At 64.5% G+C, this 13,635-nt stretch carries 10 protein-coding genes and 1 pseudogene; 5 read left to right on the forward strand and 6 right to left on the reverse strand.

Going from position 1 to position 13,635, the window contains the following annotated elements:
• From ACH13J_RS09975 to ACH13J_RS09990, 4 genes and pseudogenes are all read left to right on the forward strand, one after another.
• A pseudogene (locus ACH13J_RS09975) lies at positions 1-271 on the forward strand (hypothetical protein); the annotation flags it as partial.
• Between the two features lie 144 nt (positions 272-415).
• Positions 416-1,480: a phosphotransferase gene (locus tag ACH13J_RS09980; protein ID WP_397543184.1), complete on the forward strand. Its 1,065-nt coding sequence runs from the start codon at positions 416-418 to the stop codon at positions 1,478-1,480.
• Between the two features lie 32 nt (positions 1,481-1,512).
• The gene (locus ACH13J_RS09985) at positions 1,513-2,823 is read left to right on the forward strand and encodes an aminotransferase class III-fold pyridoxal phosphate-dependent enzyme (protein WP_397543185.1); all 1,311 of its coding nucleotides are present in this window, start codon (positions 1,513-1,515) and stop codon (positions 2,821-2,823) included.
• Between the two features lie 30 nt (positions 2,824-2,853).
• Positions 2,854-3,954 carry an enolase C-terminal domain-like protein gene (locus tag ACH13J_RS09990; RefSeq protein WP_397543186.1) on the forward strand — a complete coding sequence of 367 codons (1,101 nt, stop codon included), beginning with the start codon at positions 2,854-2,856 and terminating at the stop codon, positions 3,952-3,954.
• Between the two features lie 10 nt (positions 3,955-3,964).
• Here the strand turns inward: ACH13J_RS09990 and ACH13J_RS09995 are convergent, their stop codons facing one another.
• The 5 genes from ACH13J_RS09995 to ACH13J_RS10015 form a co-directional block, all read right to left on the reverse strand.
• Positions 3,965-6,040: an oxidoreductase gene (locus ACH13J_RS09995; RefSeq protein WP_397543187.1), complete on the reverse strand. Its 2,076-nt coding sequence runs from the start codon at positions 6,038-6,040 to the stop codon at positions 3,965-3,967.
• A 242-nt stretch (positions 6,041-6,282) separates the two neighbouring features.
• On the reverse strand, positions 6,283-7,194 hold the full coding sequence (locus ACH13J_RS10000) for a glycosyltransferase (protein ID WP_397543188.1): 912 nt from the start codon (positions 7,192-7,194) through the stop codon (positions 6,283-6,285).
• 285 nt (positions 7,195-7,479) lie between these two features.
• Positions 7,480-8,394 (reverse strand): sulfotransferase, encoded by a 915-nt coding sequence (locus ACH13J_RS10005; RefSeq protein WP_397543189.1) that lies wholly within the window; start codon positions 8,392-8,394, stop codon positions 7,480-7,482.
• On the reverse strand, positions 8,391-9,224 hold the full coding sequence (locus tag ACH13J_RS10010; protein ID WP_397543190.1) for an SDR family NAD(P)-dependent oxidoreductase: 834 nt from the start codon (positions 9,222-9,224) through the stop codon (positions 8,391-8,393). The genes ACH13J_RS10005 and ACH13J_RS10010 overlap by 4 nt, the downstream gene beginning before the upstream one ends.
• Positions 9,221-10,231: a CheR family methyltransferase gene (locus ACH13J_RS10015; protein WP_397543191.1), complete on the reverse strand. Its 1,011-nt coding sequence runs from the start codon at positions 10,229-10,231 to the stop codon at positions 9,221-9,223. Before ACH13J_RS10015 ends, ACH13J_RS10010 begins: the two co-directional genes overlap by 4 nt.
• A 205-nt stretch (positions 10,232-10,436) precedes the next feature.
• Between ACH13J_RS10015 and ACH13J_RS10020 the strand changes: the two genes are divergently transcribed.
• Positions 10,437-12,092: a hypothetical protein gene (locus ACH13J_RS10020; RefSeq protein ID WP_397543192.1), complete on the forward strand. Its 1,656-nt coding sequence runs from the start codon at positions 10,437-10,439 to the stop codon at positions 12,090-12,092.
• Between the two features lie 100 nt (positions 12,093-12,192).
• Here the strand turns inward: ACH13J_RS10020 and ACH13J_RS10025 are convergent, their stop codons facing one another.
• Positions 12,193-13,473: a KamA family radical SAM protein gene (locus ACH13J_RS10025; RefSeq protein WP_397543193.1), complete on the reverse strand. Its 1,281-nt coding sequence runs from the start codon at positions 13,471-13,473 to the stop codon at positions 12,193-12,195.
• Positions 13,474-13,635: the final 162 nt, after the last annotated feature.

A 13,635-nucleotide genomic window follows, 5' to 3' on the forward strand; every position in this document is an offset into this window, starting at 1 on the left:
GATGATCTGTTCTTCGCTGTATCTCGTTCGCTTCATTGTCCGTCCCTTCGTTGGGTCGGACTCTAATTCCAAATGGAGGAAAAATCCCGTGGCAGGTCAGGCCTATGCCGCGCGTGGCGTGCACGGGCAGACGATCTATGTCGATCCGACGGCCGAGATGGTGCTGGTCCGGCTGGCATCCTATCCGCGCGCCCAGAACGGGTTCATCGACCCGACCTCGCTGCCTGCGTATCAGGCGCTTGCGGAGTTCCTGATGTCTAGGGAACGCTGACCACCGGCGGGACGTCTGCCGCGGGCCGTGCGCCGGTACGGCGCCGCACGACCGGCCCGGCCTGAAACCCGCGGCATTTGCCGGGGACAAGGGGGCGATTCATTGCTACCGTGGCGGGTGTTCTGACCCGGAATCGAGATCCAGATGCCCAATTTCGCAAGCTTGCCGCCCGACCCGACCGTTGCGGATTTCAGGTTCGATCCGCCGCGGTTCCAAGCCCCGGCGGTCGCCGATTTCCTTTCCGGGACGTACGGAATCGACGGGCAGCTCACGCCGCTTTCCGGCGAGCGCGATCAGAATTTCCGGCTGGAGGCGGAGAGCGGCGTGGCCTACGTCGTCAAGATTTCCGGCCCGCGCGAAACCGGCGCCGCGGTCGACTTCCAGAACCGGGCGCTCGAACATATCCGGTGCGCCGATCCCGGGCTGGGCGTGCCGCGCGTGGTGCCTACGCATGCCGGGGCGCCGCGTGCCGCGATCGCCGAAGGGGACGGCCCCGCGCATCACCTCCGCCTTCTGACCCATGTGCCCGGCGTTCCCCTCGACAGTTTCGACGCGCCGTCAGAGGCGTCCCTGCGCGCCGTGGGCGTCCTGATGGGCCGGATGGACCGCACGCTCAAGACCATGCCGCCGCCCGTCCCGCGGGAGTTCCTGCCATGGGACGTGATGAACGGCCTTGCCGTCATGGACGGGTTCAGGGACCGGTATCTGCCGAGCACCCTGCGAGACATCTGCATGCCGTTCCTGCGCCGGTTTGCCTCAGAGACGCTGCCCCGGTTGCATGACCTGCCGGAACAGGTCATCCACAACGACCTTCACGCCGGAAACGTGCTATGCGATCCCGACGACCCGGAACGGCTGACCGGGTGCATCGACTTCGGAGACATGGTCTGCAGGCCCACGGTGATGGAGCTGTCCTCCGCCCTCGGGGAATTCGCGGGGATAATGCCCGATTTCCTTGCCGGTTGCCGGGCCATGCTGGGTGGCTACCGGTCCGAGGCCGAGTTTTCCGATACGCTTCTACCGCTGCTTTACGATGCGGCGCTGGCGCGGGCCGTCCTGTGTGCGCAGCTGGCCATGTTCCGGCGCGCCCATGCCAACAACGATCCCGCCATCGAGACGGTCCACTTGCCCGGCGCGGTCGACGCGGTGCGGGCGATTGCCGCGGTCGACCGGCGCGATTTTACCGACGCCCTTGCGGCGGCAACGTGAAACCGGGTTCTTTCAAATGCAGGGAGTGGACCATGCCGCGCCGAACACTTGAAGACCGAAGGGCCGGCGTATTGCCGCCCGACGCACCGCATTTCTTCGACGAGATCCTGCACGTCGTCAAAGGCGAGGGCATGTGGTTGTGGGACGCGGAGGGGCGGAAATACCTTGATTTCTACAACAATGTCGCCTCGGTGGGGCACTGCCATCCGCGCGTGGTCGAGGCGCTTGCCGCGCAGGCGGCGACGCTGAACATCAGCACGCGCTATCTCAACGAGCGTATCGTGGAATTCGCCGAGGCGCTGAAGGCGAAACTGCCCGGTCACCTCGATACCTGCTACTTCGCCTGCACGGGCACGGAGGCAAACGACCTTGCGATACAGGTGGCGCGTCACGTCACCGGCCGGCACGGGGTTCTGGCGGGAGAGTTCTGTTATCATGGCACCTCGACGCTCGTGCTGGCCCTGTCCACTGACAGCTACCCGCCCGCGGACCGCCCCGACTGGCTTGCCACTTTCGAGGTGCCGGATCTTTACCGCGGATCGTTCCGTGAGGACGATCCGCAGGCCGGCGAGAAGTATCTCGCGCAGGTCGTGGAACAACTCGACCGGCTGGAGGCCCGCGGGCACAGGCTGGCCGCCGCGCTGATCGACTGCTCTTTCGACAATATCGGCGTGGTGCGCCCGCCCGATGGCTTCATGAGCGCGCTTTTCGCCGAGGTGCGCCGCAGGGGAGGGCTCCTGATCGCGGACGAGGTGCAAGCCGGATATTGCCGGATGGGAACGCATTGGTGGGGGTTCCAGCATCACGGGATGGAGCCCGACATCGTCACATGCAGCAAACCCATGGGCGACGGACATCCGATTTCCGTCATGGTGGCACGTCGGGAGCTTGCCGAGAAATTCGGCGATACCTACAGCTATTTCAACACGACGGCCGGCAGCCCGGTCGCGGGCGCGGTCGGCAAGGCCGTTATTGATGTCTTCGACAAGGAAGGGCTGCTTGCCCGTGCGACCGACACGGGGGCCTACATGGCCGACCGCCTAGCCGAGCTCGCCGGGCGTCACGCCATCGTCGGCACGGCACGCGGGTACGGCATGTTCCAGGGGCTCGAGATCGTATCCGACGTGTCGGCCAGAACCCCGATCACCTCTGCACGGGCACGCCACCTCACCACCCTGATCGCGGCGGAGGGGCTGATCACCGGCACGTCCGGCATTCACGGCAACATCATCAAGATCCGCCCGCCGCTCATTGCCGAGCGCACGCATGTCGACCGGGCGGTCGCCGCGCTCGACCGGGCGCTCGCGCGGTTTGCGCGGGAACAAGCGGACGGATCCGCATAGCCTGCCATTGCCGCCCCGAAGGATAGCCCGATGAGGATCAGATCGATCACGCCCTTTCTCGTGGCCGCACGTCCCAGCCCCGACGGGTGGTCTCGCGGCCGCATGACGGTTTTCGTGAAACTCCAATCAGAGGCGGGTTTGGTCGGCTGGGGGGAGGCCTACGCGCTCGACCACAGGCAGCGCGCGATCCGAGAGATCATCGTGGCTTTGGGGGACGCGCTCAGGCAGATGGAGGAGGCAACCCCGCGCGGGTTCCTGCACCGGGTCGCCAAGCCGATGGACAGCAAGCATCCGGGCATAGATTATGCCTGCGCCACGAGCGCCATCGAGATGGCGCTGTGGGATCTGCTGGGCAAATCCACCGGCCAGCCGCTGCACGCGCTGCTCGGTGGTGCCCTGACAGAGCGGGTTCCGGTCTATGCCAACGCGTGGGACAACCCGGTGCAATCACCGGCGGCCGTGGCCGAACGCTGTGCAATGATGCGTGCACAGGGTTACAAGGCGGTCAAGATCTACCCGTTGCGGCAGCCGACGCTGGCGGAGGCCGAGGCCAGCGTGCGCCTGACGCGCGAGGCGGTCGGACCCGAGACGGACCTCCTCCTCGATTTTGCCATACAGACGGATCGGCGCCATGCCTTGCGCGCGGCGCGCATGTTCGAGCCCTACGATCCCTACTGGATCGAAGAGCCGGTCGCCGCGGATGACCTGGCCTCTATGGCCGAGTTTCGCGCAGCCACCCTCAGCCGTGTCACCACGGGCGAGCGGCAGGCGGGGCTGCGCCATTACCGCGATGTGCTGCTCGCACGTGCGGCCGACGTGCTGAACCCTGACATCGCCGGGGCCGGGGGGCTGCTGGCCATGCTCGAGATCGGTGCGATGGCCGATGCCCATGGCGTGCAACTTTCACCGCACAGCTGGAACAGCACGACGGTTGCCTTCATGTCGATGCTGCATGTCTGCGCGGTAATGCGCAACGCGGGGTATGCCGAACTTTTCCACGACTACCTGGATCTCGGGGCGCGGCTTGCCGAGTGTGACACCGTGATCGCCGACGGTCATGCGCGCCTGCCCCGCAAGCCCGGGCTGGGCGTGGAGATGAACGAGGCGGCGCTTGCCGCGCTGGCGCCCTGACCCCCGCCGCTCAGCCGCCGAGCTCGAGGTCATATTTCACCGTCTTGAAGGGCACGCCGTCCGGGTCGACGGTCGTATCGAATTCCTCGGCATAGCGTCGGCCCTCGTAGACGGCGGCGGCGATGGTGGCCGGCGCAAGGCAGTCGCCGATGCGGCGCACGGACTGGATACCCGCAGTGGCAAGATCCTCGCGCCGGGCCATCAGTTCATGGTAAAGCGCGTCATCGGGCAGCCGCATCGTCACCGTCACCAGCGCGCCGCCGCGCTGCACCGCTGCCCCGGTCACCATGTCGACGAGCTGGACGCCCTCATCGGTGGCCGAAACCAGCGCGTGGCGCGGCAGTATCTCCACCCCGAGACCGACCAGCCGACGCTCGATATGGCCCTGCTCCAGCGTGTATTCCGTCCAACTGCTCACGCACAGGCCGGGCGTTGCCAGTGTGACGGTGTAGCCGTCGCTGGCCAGCAGGTCGGCCATGACGGAGCCCATGTAGTAGTGATCGTCGTCGAAGATCACGACATGCCCCTTCGGCGGGCGTTTGCCATCCATGATGTCGTCTGGGCTCAGAACGTGCGCGCCCCCGGAAACGGCGACCGGGTCCCGCACGGCGCGGCCGACGCCATCGCGCCGCCAGGAGGCGCCCGTGGCGATCACGACATGATCGGCGCCGAATTCGAGCACATGGTCCGGCATGAGCCGGCTTTCGAGAAAGAGCTCCACGTTGACCATCTCCGCGATCCGGCCAAGCCGGTAGTCGCGGACGCGCGCCCATGCGCCCAGATTGGGCAGCGCGCTCTCGCGGGTCACCCGCCCGCCCGCCTCGGCCCCGGCCTCGGCGAGCGTGACGGTGTAGCCGCGCCGACCCAGCCAATGCGACGCCTCCAGCCCGGCCGGCCCGCTGCCCACCACGAGAATGTGCGCGTCAGACGCGTTCGGCGTTGCGGTTTCGGGGTGCCAGCCCTTGCGCCACTCCTCGCCGAAGCTGGGGTTCTGCGTGCAACGGCTCGGGGCCGAGACGTTGTTCCACGCGGCGCATATGTTGCAGCCGATACATTCGCGGATCTCTTCGATCCGTCCTTCTTCGATTTTCCTTGGCAGGAAGGGGTCCGCGATGGATGGGCGCGCGGCACCGATAAGATCAACGATGCCCCGCCGGATGGCCGAAACCATCGCATCCGGTGACGTGTAGCGACCCACGCTCGAGACGGGCTTCGACGTGACCTGCTTGACGAAGGCCACGTACTCTTCCTGGTAGCCCTCGGGGGCAAACCTGGAGGTCATGGAGTCATTTTCCCAGTTGGACACGTTCACGTCCCACATGTGCGGCAGCTCTGCCATCATCTCGATCGCGTCGCGGCCTTCGCCGGCCCATTCGAGCCCGTCGGGGCCCATCATCTCGTCCACGGCGAAGCGCGCGATCACGCCCATCGTGTCGCCCACCGCGTCAAGCGTGTCCTCCAGAAGCTCACGGTAGAAGCGCAGGCGGTTCTCCAGGCTGCCGCCGTATTCGTCGAGACGCTGGTTATGACGGCGCGACAGGAAATGCGAGGGCATGGCCCCGTCATGCCCGGCATAGACCACGACAAGGTCGAACCCGGCCTTCTTGGCGCGCAGCACGCCGTTGCGATGCCAGCGGCGATAGGCGCGGATGTCGTCGAGGTCCATCGCGCGCGCCTGCACCGGATGGTTGAGCCAAGTCACCGGGCGATGCATGGGACCGATCGGCACCTCTCGGCTGTAGAGATTGCCGGTGTCGTGACCGTTGTGCACCAGTTCCACCGCCGCAAGCCCGCCATGCGCGTGAACCGCGTCGCACATCCCGGCGAGGTAGGGGATGTCGTCGTCGCTCCACAGCTTGGTTTCGCAAAAGGGGGTGACATCCGCGCTCGGGTGGAAATCGCATTGCTCGGTCGAGACGATTCCCCAGCCACCCTCTGCCTTCATGCCACGCATGGCGGTCATGCTGTCGGGATACATCCGCCCCATGCCGTTGCAGTGCGGCACCTGGTAAAACCGGTTGGGCGCCATGACGGGGCCGATCTGCACGGGTTCGAACAGGATGTCGTAGCGGGGATCTCTTTTCATGCGGGTTCACTCCATCCCTGTTTCGTGCCGCTCTGCGGCCGGTGCCGGAAAACCGTTGCGCAAGTACGCTTCCGGCGCTTTTCCATGCCTGACACGGCGTCGGGCAGCGCGACCTTCGGTTCTTGGAGCGGTCGTGTCAAACTGCAACGGCCAACCGCCGCGCCGCGACCCGGCAAACAGGTATTTTTCGCACGTGCGGAAGAACCGGCGCCGCGCAGGGCCACGTGCAGGATCGTCGAGCGTTACTGCGGGTTTTGCAGGCAGGTAATGCGGCCGGGATCGCAACGGCCCTTCGCAAGATCGGACAGGGCCAGAATGTTGCCCTTCAGCCGCCCCCGGTGATCGACCCATTCAAGGGGGAACAGGCTGTACCGCAGGTTCGCGACGATGTTCCGGCTCATCCGGTTATACATCGCACCTGCAGTGATCGATCCCTTGCGCTTTAGGTAGACAAGATTGGCAACCTGCGAGTAACCGAATTTCACGCCCGGTGTCCGGCCCGTTTTCGTGCCCAGATGCACACCACGCAACTGCTCGGCACGCACGACCCGGCCGAACTTGCCGATCCGGACGGAAAAATCGACATCCTCGAACCATCCGTAGAGCGGCAATGCCTCGTCAAAGCGCAGACCGTGTTCCAGAGCCGGTTCCATCCGGATGGCCATGTTGCAGCCGTAGCCATTTCGTACGGGTATCACCGCGTTGCCCGCGGGCTGTCTCAAACCGGCCTCGAGCGCCGCCTGACCCTGGTCAAAGTCCATGCCCGGCCCGAGGATGCCATCCGCCAGAACCTTCCCCGTCGCCACGACGATATCCGGCTCGTCCCGCATCAGGATTTCGAGCTTTTCAAGGTAATCAGGCGAGAGCAGGAAATCATCGTCCATGAGCAACAGCACATCGGTTGGCGACAGCGTCTCGATTATGGTGTTGCGTTGTGCGCAAGACCCCTTTGGTCCGGTCAGGAAACGGACCGGAAACGGAAGGTCCGCATCGGGCAGGCTGCCGAAATCGGATGCCTGCGTCCCGCTCACGTAAACGAGGTCGGGCGGCCGGGTTTGCTTGGCGATGGCCCGGACGACCGGAGTGACGATGCTGCCGCGATCAACGGTGGCGATCCCGATTATCAACCGCGCCGGTTCGGGGCCGTTTTTCATGGAAAACCAGTTTCTACTCTCATCTCATCCAAGGCGACAAATTTTGTCCCAGTGGATTGCAAGAAGCCCTTCATCGGCGGACGCGAAGCGCGCACACGAATTGCCAGCGGGACAAGGCAGTGTAGATGGCGTTGACTTATCTGTCGGAATAGGAACCCATTTTTTCGACTCCGTCAAGCGCGCTCGCGGCCCGGGAAACGCCGCGTCAAGAGGAACTCGGTCAAGAAATCCCGCGTGCAGCAGTCTTGGACGACCCGGGCAAAGGCGGGTGGTCGGGCGGGGCGGCTATGCGCACCAATGAGACAGGTCACGGCCCAGAAGGTCGGACAGCCTGTCCACGTCGGAACGGAAAAAACCCTTGAGTTCGCTGACAAACCCGTCTGGCAGCGGTTTGCGTTTCTCGGCGACGGTGTTGTGCCGCATCACGAACTCGCCGACGCCGAACCTCTCGATTCCGAACGCCTTCTTGACGGCGTTGCGCGATCGTATGAGCCATGGCGGCTGGTTTATCAAGAACGTGCCCAGCGCGCGGAACCTGTGGCGTCGGCTTTGCAGCGCCGGTTGGAAGCTGTCGCGTCCATCGTCGGGGACGCCGAGAAATTCCAGCAGGTCGCGATACACCTTGCCGGTGTCACGTTTGAAGTCGTCGAATATCACGATCCTGACCTGATCACGCGGGAAAGTGTCTAGCAGCCGTTCGATCTGGCCGGAGTAAAGCGCGATATCGGCGTATTGCAGGAAGCGCGGCTCGCGACAATATCGCGGGATCTGCAGACCCTGGCGTCGGGTTGGTTGCAGCGCCCACGCCTTGACGAAATCGGGCTCGACCTCGTACCGCCTGTGGTACAGTTCCTGGTGCATCGAATAGACTTGGGAAACCGGGTTGCGCAGCATCACGATGATCCTTGCGCCCGCGTCGTAGCGATGGATGTTCCCGATAGCCTCTTTCGAGTAGAGATACCAGACCGAGCCATCGCCGATGGCGCGGTGCTGCGCGCCGGCAGGTGTGAACAGCGCGGCATAGTCCTCTTCGGACGTTGCAAGGCGTTGCCCCGGGAAATCCGTGCAGAAGAAACAGGGCTCCTTGGGTTTGCATACAAACACGTTGTCGTGTTCATCGAGATACTGGGCCATGGCGGTCGTACCGCTTTTCGGGGCGCCGACGATAAAGAAGTTGGGCTTTCTTTCCTGGGGCATCATGCACGAAATATCCTGTCGAGGAGCGCGTCGGGCAGAAACCGTGTCCTTCGGCTGAAACGCCGGGCATCCTTGCCGGCCAGGTATCGGCTTTTCGGCCTGGCGTCGGTCATGGCGCGCACGACCGCCGTTGCCACGATTCCGGGCGGGTCCTTGTGCAGTGGGCCGTGCCTGCCGTCGGCGTTCCTGTGAAAACGCTTGCCATAGATGCGCTGCGCATGATCGGGGAAGTCGCCCTCGAGCGCCTTCGCCTTGTTGTAGGATTTGTCCCAGATGGCTGTGTCCATGTTCCCCGGCTGGACCACCGAAACGGCGACCCCGGTTGGTTTCAATTCGCGCCTCAGCGCGTCGCTGAGCCCTTCAATGGCGAACTTCGATGCGCTGTAAGCCCCGAAATAAGGGAGCCCGACGAAGCCGCTGATCGAGCTTATATTGATGATCCTGCCTTTCGCCGCCCTCAGCTTGGGCAGAAACGCCTGGATCATCGCGACATGGCCGAACAGGTTGACCTCGAACTCCTGCCGGATGTCATCAAGCGGCAGGAATTCCACCGGCCCCAGAACGGCCGTGCCGGCGTTGTTCACGAGCCCGCGAATGTCCAGCCCTTCGCATCGCGAGACAAGGGCGGCTATCTGGTCGGGTCTGGTTATGTCCAGCATGACCGGGTGCAGCATGGAATTGCCCAAACCATTGAGTGCATCGGCGTCCGACTGCCCGCGGATTCCCGCGAGGACGTGAAAGCCTGCCTCGGTCAGGGCCGTGGCGCACTGCCGGCCGATCCCCTTGGACGCGCCGGACACGATGACGTAGTTGTTCCGGCCCGGTGTGGTCATGACGGCGCAGGCGCATGGGCGCTTGGCCCCTCGTCACGGAAGAACGCAGTGCCGTAACGCCGTGCGCGGTGCCGACGGAACGCGATATAGGGCTCGCTGCCCCAGTAGGTGCGCCACCAGTGCGGCGGGGTATGCACGCGGGATTCCTCGTAGATCCGCCGCAGGTCATGGGGGAAGGGGGTCAGGCCGTACTGCGCGGTGAGCTTGACACGCAGGTCCAGCTGCATCCCTTCGATCAGAAGCACGGCCCGCGGCGCCATCAGGCCGACGAGATTGTCGAAGGCTTTGGCCACGTCATCCGGGGCAAGGTGAAACAGCACGTTCTGCGCGACCACCAAAGGGGAACGGCCGAACTTCTGGCGCAAAAGGGCACCGTCGAGAAGGCTGGCCTGCGAAAAGCTGACATGCTGGCGGATCTCGGGGCGCACGACGTAGCGCCCGTCGGTGAAGTGGAACGTGTCGTCCAGGAACTCCCGCGACATGTAGATGCTGTGCAGCACCTCGTCGCGGGAATAGGTGCCGGATTGCGCGCGCGCGATCATCTCCTGATGCAGGTCCGAGGCGTGAATGTGAAAATCTAGCTCGGGCCGGTGCATGCGGAGCCATGATGCAATTGTGTAGCTTTCGGCGCCGTTCGAACAGGCAAGCAGGACGATGTCCAGCCGGCCCTCTGGTTCGATGAAATCCATGACCGGACCCGACAGCAGCGCCAATTGCGACGGGGCCCTGAGAAAACAGGTATAGGTATGATCGTCCCGCCGCGGCATTCTCCGCAATAGCCTGCGATGCCGGAGCAGCGCGTATGGCAAGAGCAGCTTGTCGTACAAGACCCTGGTTTTCAGCGTCTGCATCAGCCCGGGCGCGGGCGCGCGGCCGTGATCGGGCAGCGGTTTCGCCGTGTAGTCCTTGTAATCGGGTGTAGCGGGTAGCGCCTGCGGCTTTTCGGTCACCTTGTCGGCCGGCGCGCTACCGGCCGCATCCCGGTTCAGTTCGACGTCATCCTTCATGTTCCCTCTCCTCGGTTGGGAAACGCTCCCGCGTTGGCCGTAAAAACCGCGATGATACGCGCTCGCGGGATGCGGCGGCGCGGCACCCTTTGGTTATGCGGTGTGTGCAAGCTGCGAAACGACCCCGCGCAATGCCCGCAGCTGTGTCCCGTGGTAGAATCAGCATTTCAATTGAAACAGTTCCCTTTTGCGCGGGAGAGATTGAATGCGTTTTCAAAAGGTTATAGTCGGGCTCGCCGCCGTGGCGGCGCTCCTCGCTTTCCCACCCGCCGCGCGGGCGCAGGAGGGCGGACCGCGCGCCGTGCCGGAGGAGTTCCGTCTCTATGTCCAGACCCATTTCTCGCAGGGCTGGTCCCTGGGGCTGCTTGACCTCTTTCCGAGGATCAGCGCGCCGGGCTTTCGCGACGGCATCTACTGGCGATCGGTGGAGAAGGAACCGGGACAGTACGATCTGAGCCGCTTCGCCCCCTATTTCGAGGCGGCACGGCGGCAAGGTCTTGAGCCACTGGTGGTTTTCGCCGGCGCGCACCCCGCCTACGATGACGGCACCACGCCTTACACCGACGAAGGGCGTCGCGCCTTCGCGCGTTACGTGGCGGCCGTCGTCGCCGCGTACCCGGACGTGATCCGGCGACTGGAAATCGGCAACGAATACAACACGAACGGTTTTCTCTCCGGCCCCTTCGAGGATGATCCCGGCCGGTATTTCGGGCCGCTGGCCAAGGAGGTTGCAAAGGCGGTAAAGGCCGCGCAGCCCGACACCGAGATCATCTGCACCGGGGCCCATTCGGTCGCCACGGGTTATTTGCGCAAGGCGTTCGAAAGCGGGGCGCTGGAGCACTGTGACGCGATATCCTTCCATCCCTACCGGGATGCGCCCGAGAACGTCGATGTCGAGATTGCGCGCCTGCGCGCCCTGATGCGTGAATTCGGCGGCGAGAAGCCGCTTTACGTCACCGAATTCGGGGACTGGTTCGAAGATCCCCGCGACGCGCCGGATTTCATGCTGAAGATGGTCAGCATGATGGGCGCGGCGGGCGTTTCGGGCGCGTACTGGTACGCGCTTCTGGATGAAAAACACTGGCCCAACATGGGGCTGTTCACCAGCGACCTCGAGGAAAAGCCGGCCGCCGCCACCTTTCGGCTGCTGCAGAACGAATTGCTGCCACTGGGCCGCCCGGTGGCGCGTGGCAAACGGCGCGAGGACCATCTTTACGAATTCGGCCAAGGCGGGCGGGCCTTCGTGGCCTGGGGCGCACCGGGGGAATTGCATGTCGAGGGGCCGGCGGCGTTTTTCGACAGCAAGGGCCGGCGCATCGACCCGGTCCGGCAGCTTTCCGATACGCCGGTGGTGATCGTGGGGGAGGGGATCAAGGTGTCGATCCACCGTGACCGCCCCGTTCACAGCGCGTTCCTTGGATACGGGGCGGCGCCGTGGTCCTACTTCGCGGTTTCCCGGGATGCCGAGATATGGCCGTTCAAGGTGATGGACGGGAACTGGAATCCGTATCTGGGCCATCCCGATCTTGACCGCATGTCGGTGACGCCGGTCAAGGTTGTGACGGGCTACCCCTCGGGGCAGCCGGCACACGTGGTCGAACGGTTCACCGCGCCGCGAAGCGGGACGTATGAAATCCACGGCCGGTGGTTTCGTGAAAAACCGGACGCGGACGGGGCGGATATCCGGATAAGCCGCAATGGCGAGGTGCTGGCCACGGGCGTGGTGAGCGACGCGCCGTTCGAATGGAGGGTCAGCCGGTTGGAACTGGAGGCCGGTGACACACTCGATTTCGCTGTGGGTCCCAACCGCGATTGGGGCGGTGACTACGTGAGGCGGGAGATCACGGTGACAGGGCCGTAAACAAACCGGGACGCGCCAAGCAGGGCGCGGGCATCGGTCTCGGGTCTGATCACGGGCCGGGCGGTGCATCTTGCGGTCATTCCGTTTCGAAAAACCGCGGCTACCAGCGGTTCGAACGTGCCAGCTGGCTGAACCAGCTGGCGTTGTGGTCGCCTTCCGCCCAGAACGGGTGACGCGCGCGCACCGGATCGCGCGCCTGCAGGAACTGCAAAAGAAACCGGCTGCGATCAGGCCGTGTGTCAACGTCCAGCACCTCGACCTTGCCCGGGTCCGCGCTCATCACCGGGCCCCGCGCGCTGCGGGCGAGGCCCGAGACCTGCTGAATCGCGTCGCGGTAGATCGTGAAGGCCCGGCGGAGGGGAACCTCGAAATAGTGGCGCGGGCCGGTGTCGCGCTCGATGAACATGTAATACGGATGAATGCCCATGGTGACCTGTTCGCGCCAGTTGCGTGCCCAGATATCCGGGTGGTCATTGATCCGGGCCAGAAGCGGGGCCTGGCTGTTGAGCGTCGCCCCGGCATCGCGCAGGCGCCGGATGGCGCGTTGCGCGATCGAGTTGTCGAGCTCGCGCCAGTGATTGACATGCGCCATGACGGCGAAATTGCGCCCCTTTCGCGTGACCTTTTCGATCAGGCGCAGAAGCGCGTCGGCATCGGGGTCGGTCACGAATCGCTGTGGCCAGAAGGTCAGGCTCTTGGTGCCGACGCGGATCGACTGAACGGTGTCGAACTCGGGGGCAAGCAGCGGTTCGATATGCTCGGCCAGGTGGTGCGTGGCCATGATCATCGGGTCGCCGCCCGTGAACAGCACGTCGCTGATCTCGGGATGGGCGCGCAGGTAGCGGCGAAGCGCCTCAACCTCCTTGCTGGCGAATTTCAGTGCAGGGTCGCCGACGAACTGGGCCCACCTGAAACAGAAGGTGCAATAGGCATGGCAGGTCTGGCCGCGGGCAGGGAAATAGAGAACGGTTTCGCGATACTTGTGCTGAAAGCCCTCGACGGGCTCGCCGTCGAGGCTTGGAACATTATGTTCGCGCTGGCCGGAGGGGTGCGGATTGAGACGGGCACGTATCTGGTTCGCGGCAAGAGAGATCGCGCCGGCGGACGCACCGTTTTCGACCAACTGTTCGATCTGGCGGAAATCCTCGGGCAGGAGCATGTCGCGGGCAGGGAACACCAGCCGGAACACGGGATCGTCCGGCGCCGAGTCCCAGTCGATCAGATTGGACGTGACATGCGTGTTGACCCGGAACGGAAAGACCCTGGACACGACATTGAGAGCGTGGCGGGTTTGCTCGGGCAGGCGGTTGGCCTGGGGCAGACGGTGCAGCGCCTCGGCGCCTATGGCTTTGTAGCGATCAGCTATCGGGGTAATTTGCATGGCATGTATCCGGTGATGATCTGGAATACGCGCCCCGGACCTCGTGGGCGGTCCGCGGTGGGGTGACGCGGGAAGCCGGGCGAACGAAGGCGATCCGCCTCGGCGAACCGGGAAATGGCGCGCTTGCGCAGTCGGTTGAGGCGTGTTTCGACGCGAACATCT

Source organism: Roseovarius salis (assembly GCF_044472985.1).
Taxonomy (GTDB): domain Bacteria; phylum Pseudomonadota; class Alphaproteobacteria; order Rhodobacterales; family Rhodobacteraceae; genus Roseovarius; species Roseovarius salis.

Excerpts from the sequence above, each read along its gene's own strand:
- ACH13J_RS09980 (WP_397543184.1), top strand. The coding sequence starts at position 416 with ATGCCCAATTTCGCAAGCTTGCCGCCCGACCCGACCGTTGCGGATTTC.
- ACH13J_RS09985 (WP_397543185.1), top strand. The coding sequence starts at position 1,513 with ATGCCGCGCCGAACACTTGAAGACCGAAGGGCCGGCGTATTGCCGCCC.
- ACH13J_RS09990 (WP_397543186.1), top strand. The coding sequence starts at position 2,854 with ATGAGGATCAGATCGATCACGCCCTTTCTCGTGGCCGCACGTCCCAGC.
- ACH13J_RS09995 (WP_397543187.1), bottom strand. The coding sequence starts at position 6,040 with ATGAAAAGAGATCCCCGCTACGACATCCTGTTCGAACCCGTGCAGATC.
- ACH13J_RS10000 (WP_397543188.1), bottom strand. The coding sequence starts at position 7,194 with ATGAAAAACGGCCCCGAACCGGCGCGGTTGATAATCGGGATCGCCACC.
- ACH13J_RS10005 (WP_397543189.1), bottom strand. The coding sequence starts at position 8,394 with ATGATGCCCCAGGAAAGAAAGCCCAACTTCTTTATCGTCGGCGCCCCG.
- ACH13J_RS10010 (WP_397543190.1), bottom strand. The coding sequence starts at position 9,224 with ATGACCACACCGGGCCGGAACAACTACGTCATCGTGTCCGGCGCGTCC.
- ACH13J_RS10015 (WP_397543191.1), bottom strand. The coding sequence starts at position 10,231 with ATGAAGGATGACGTCGAACTGAACCGGGATGCGGCCGGTAGCGCGCCG.
- ACH13J_RS10020 (WP_397543192.1), top strand. The coding sequence starts at position 10,437 with ATGCGTTTTCAAAAGGTTATAGTCGGGCTCGCCGCCGTGGCGGCGCTC.
- ACH13J_RS10025 (WP_397543193.1), bottom strand. The coding sequence starts at position 13,473 with ATGCAAATTACCCCGATAGCTGATCGCTACAAAGCCATAGGCGCCGAG.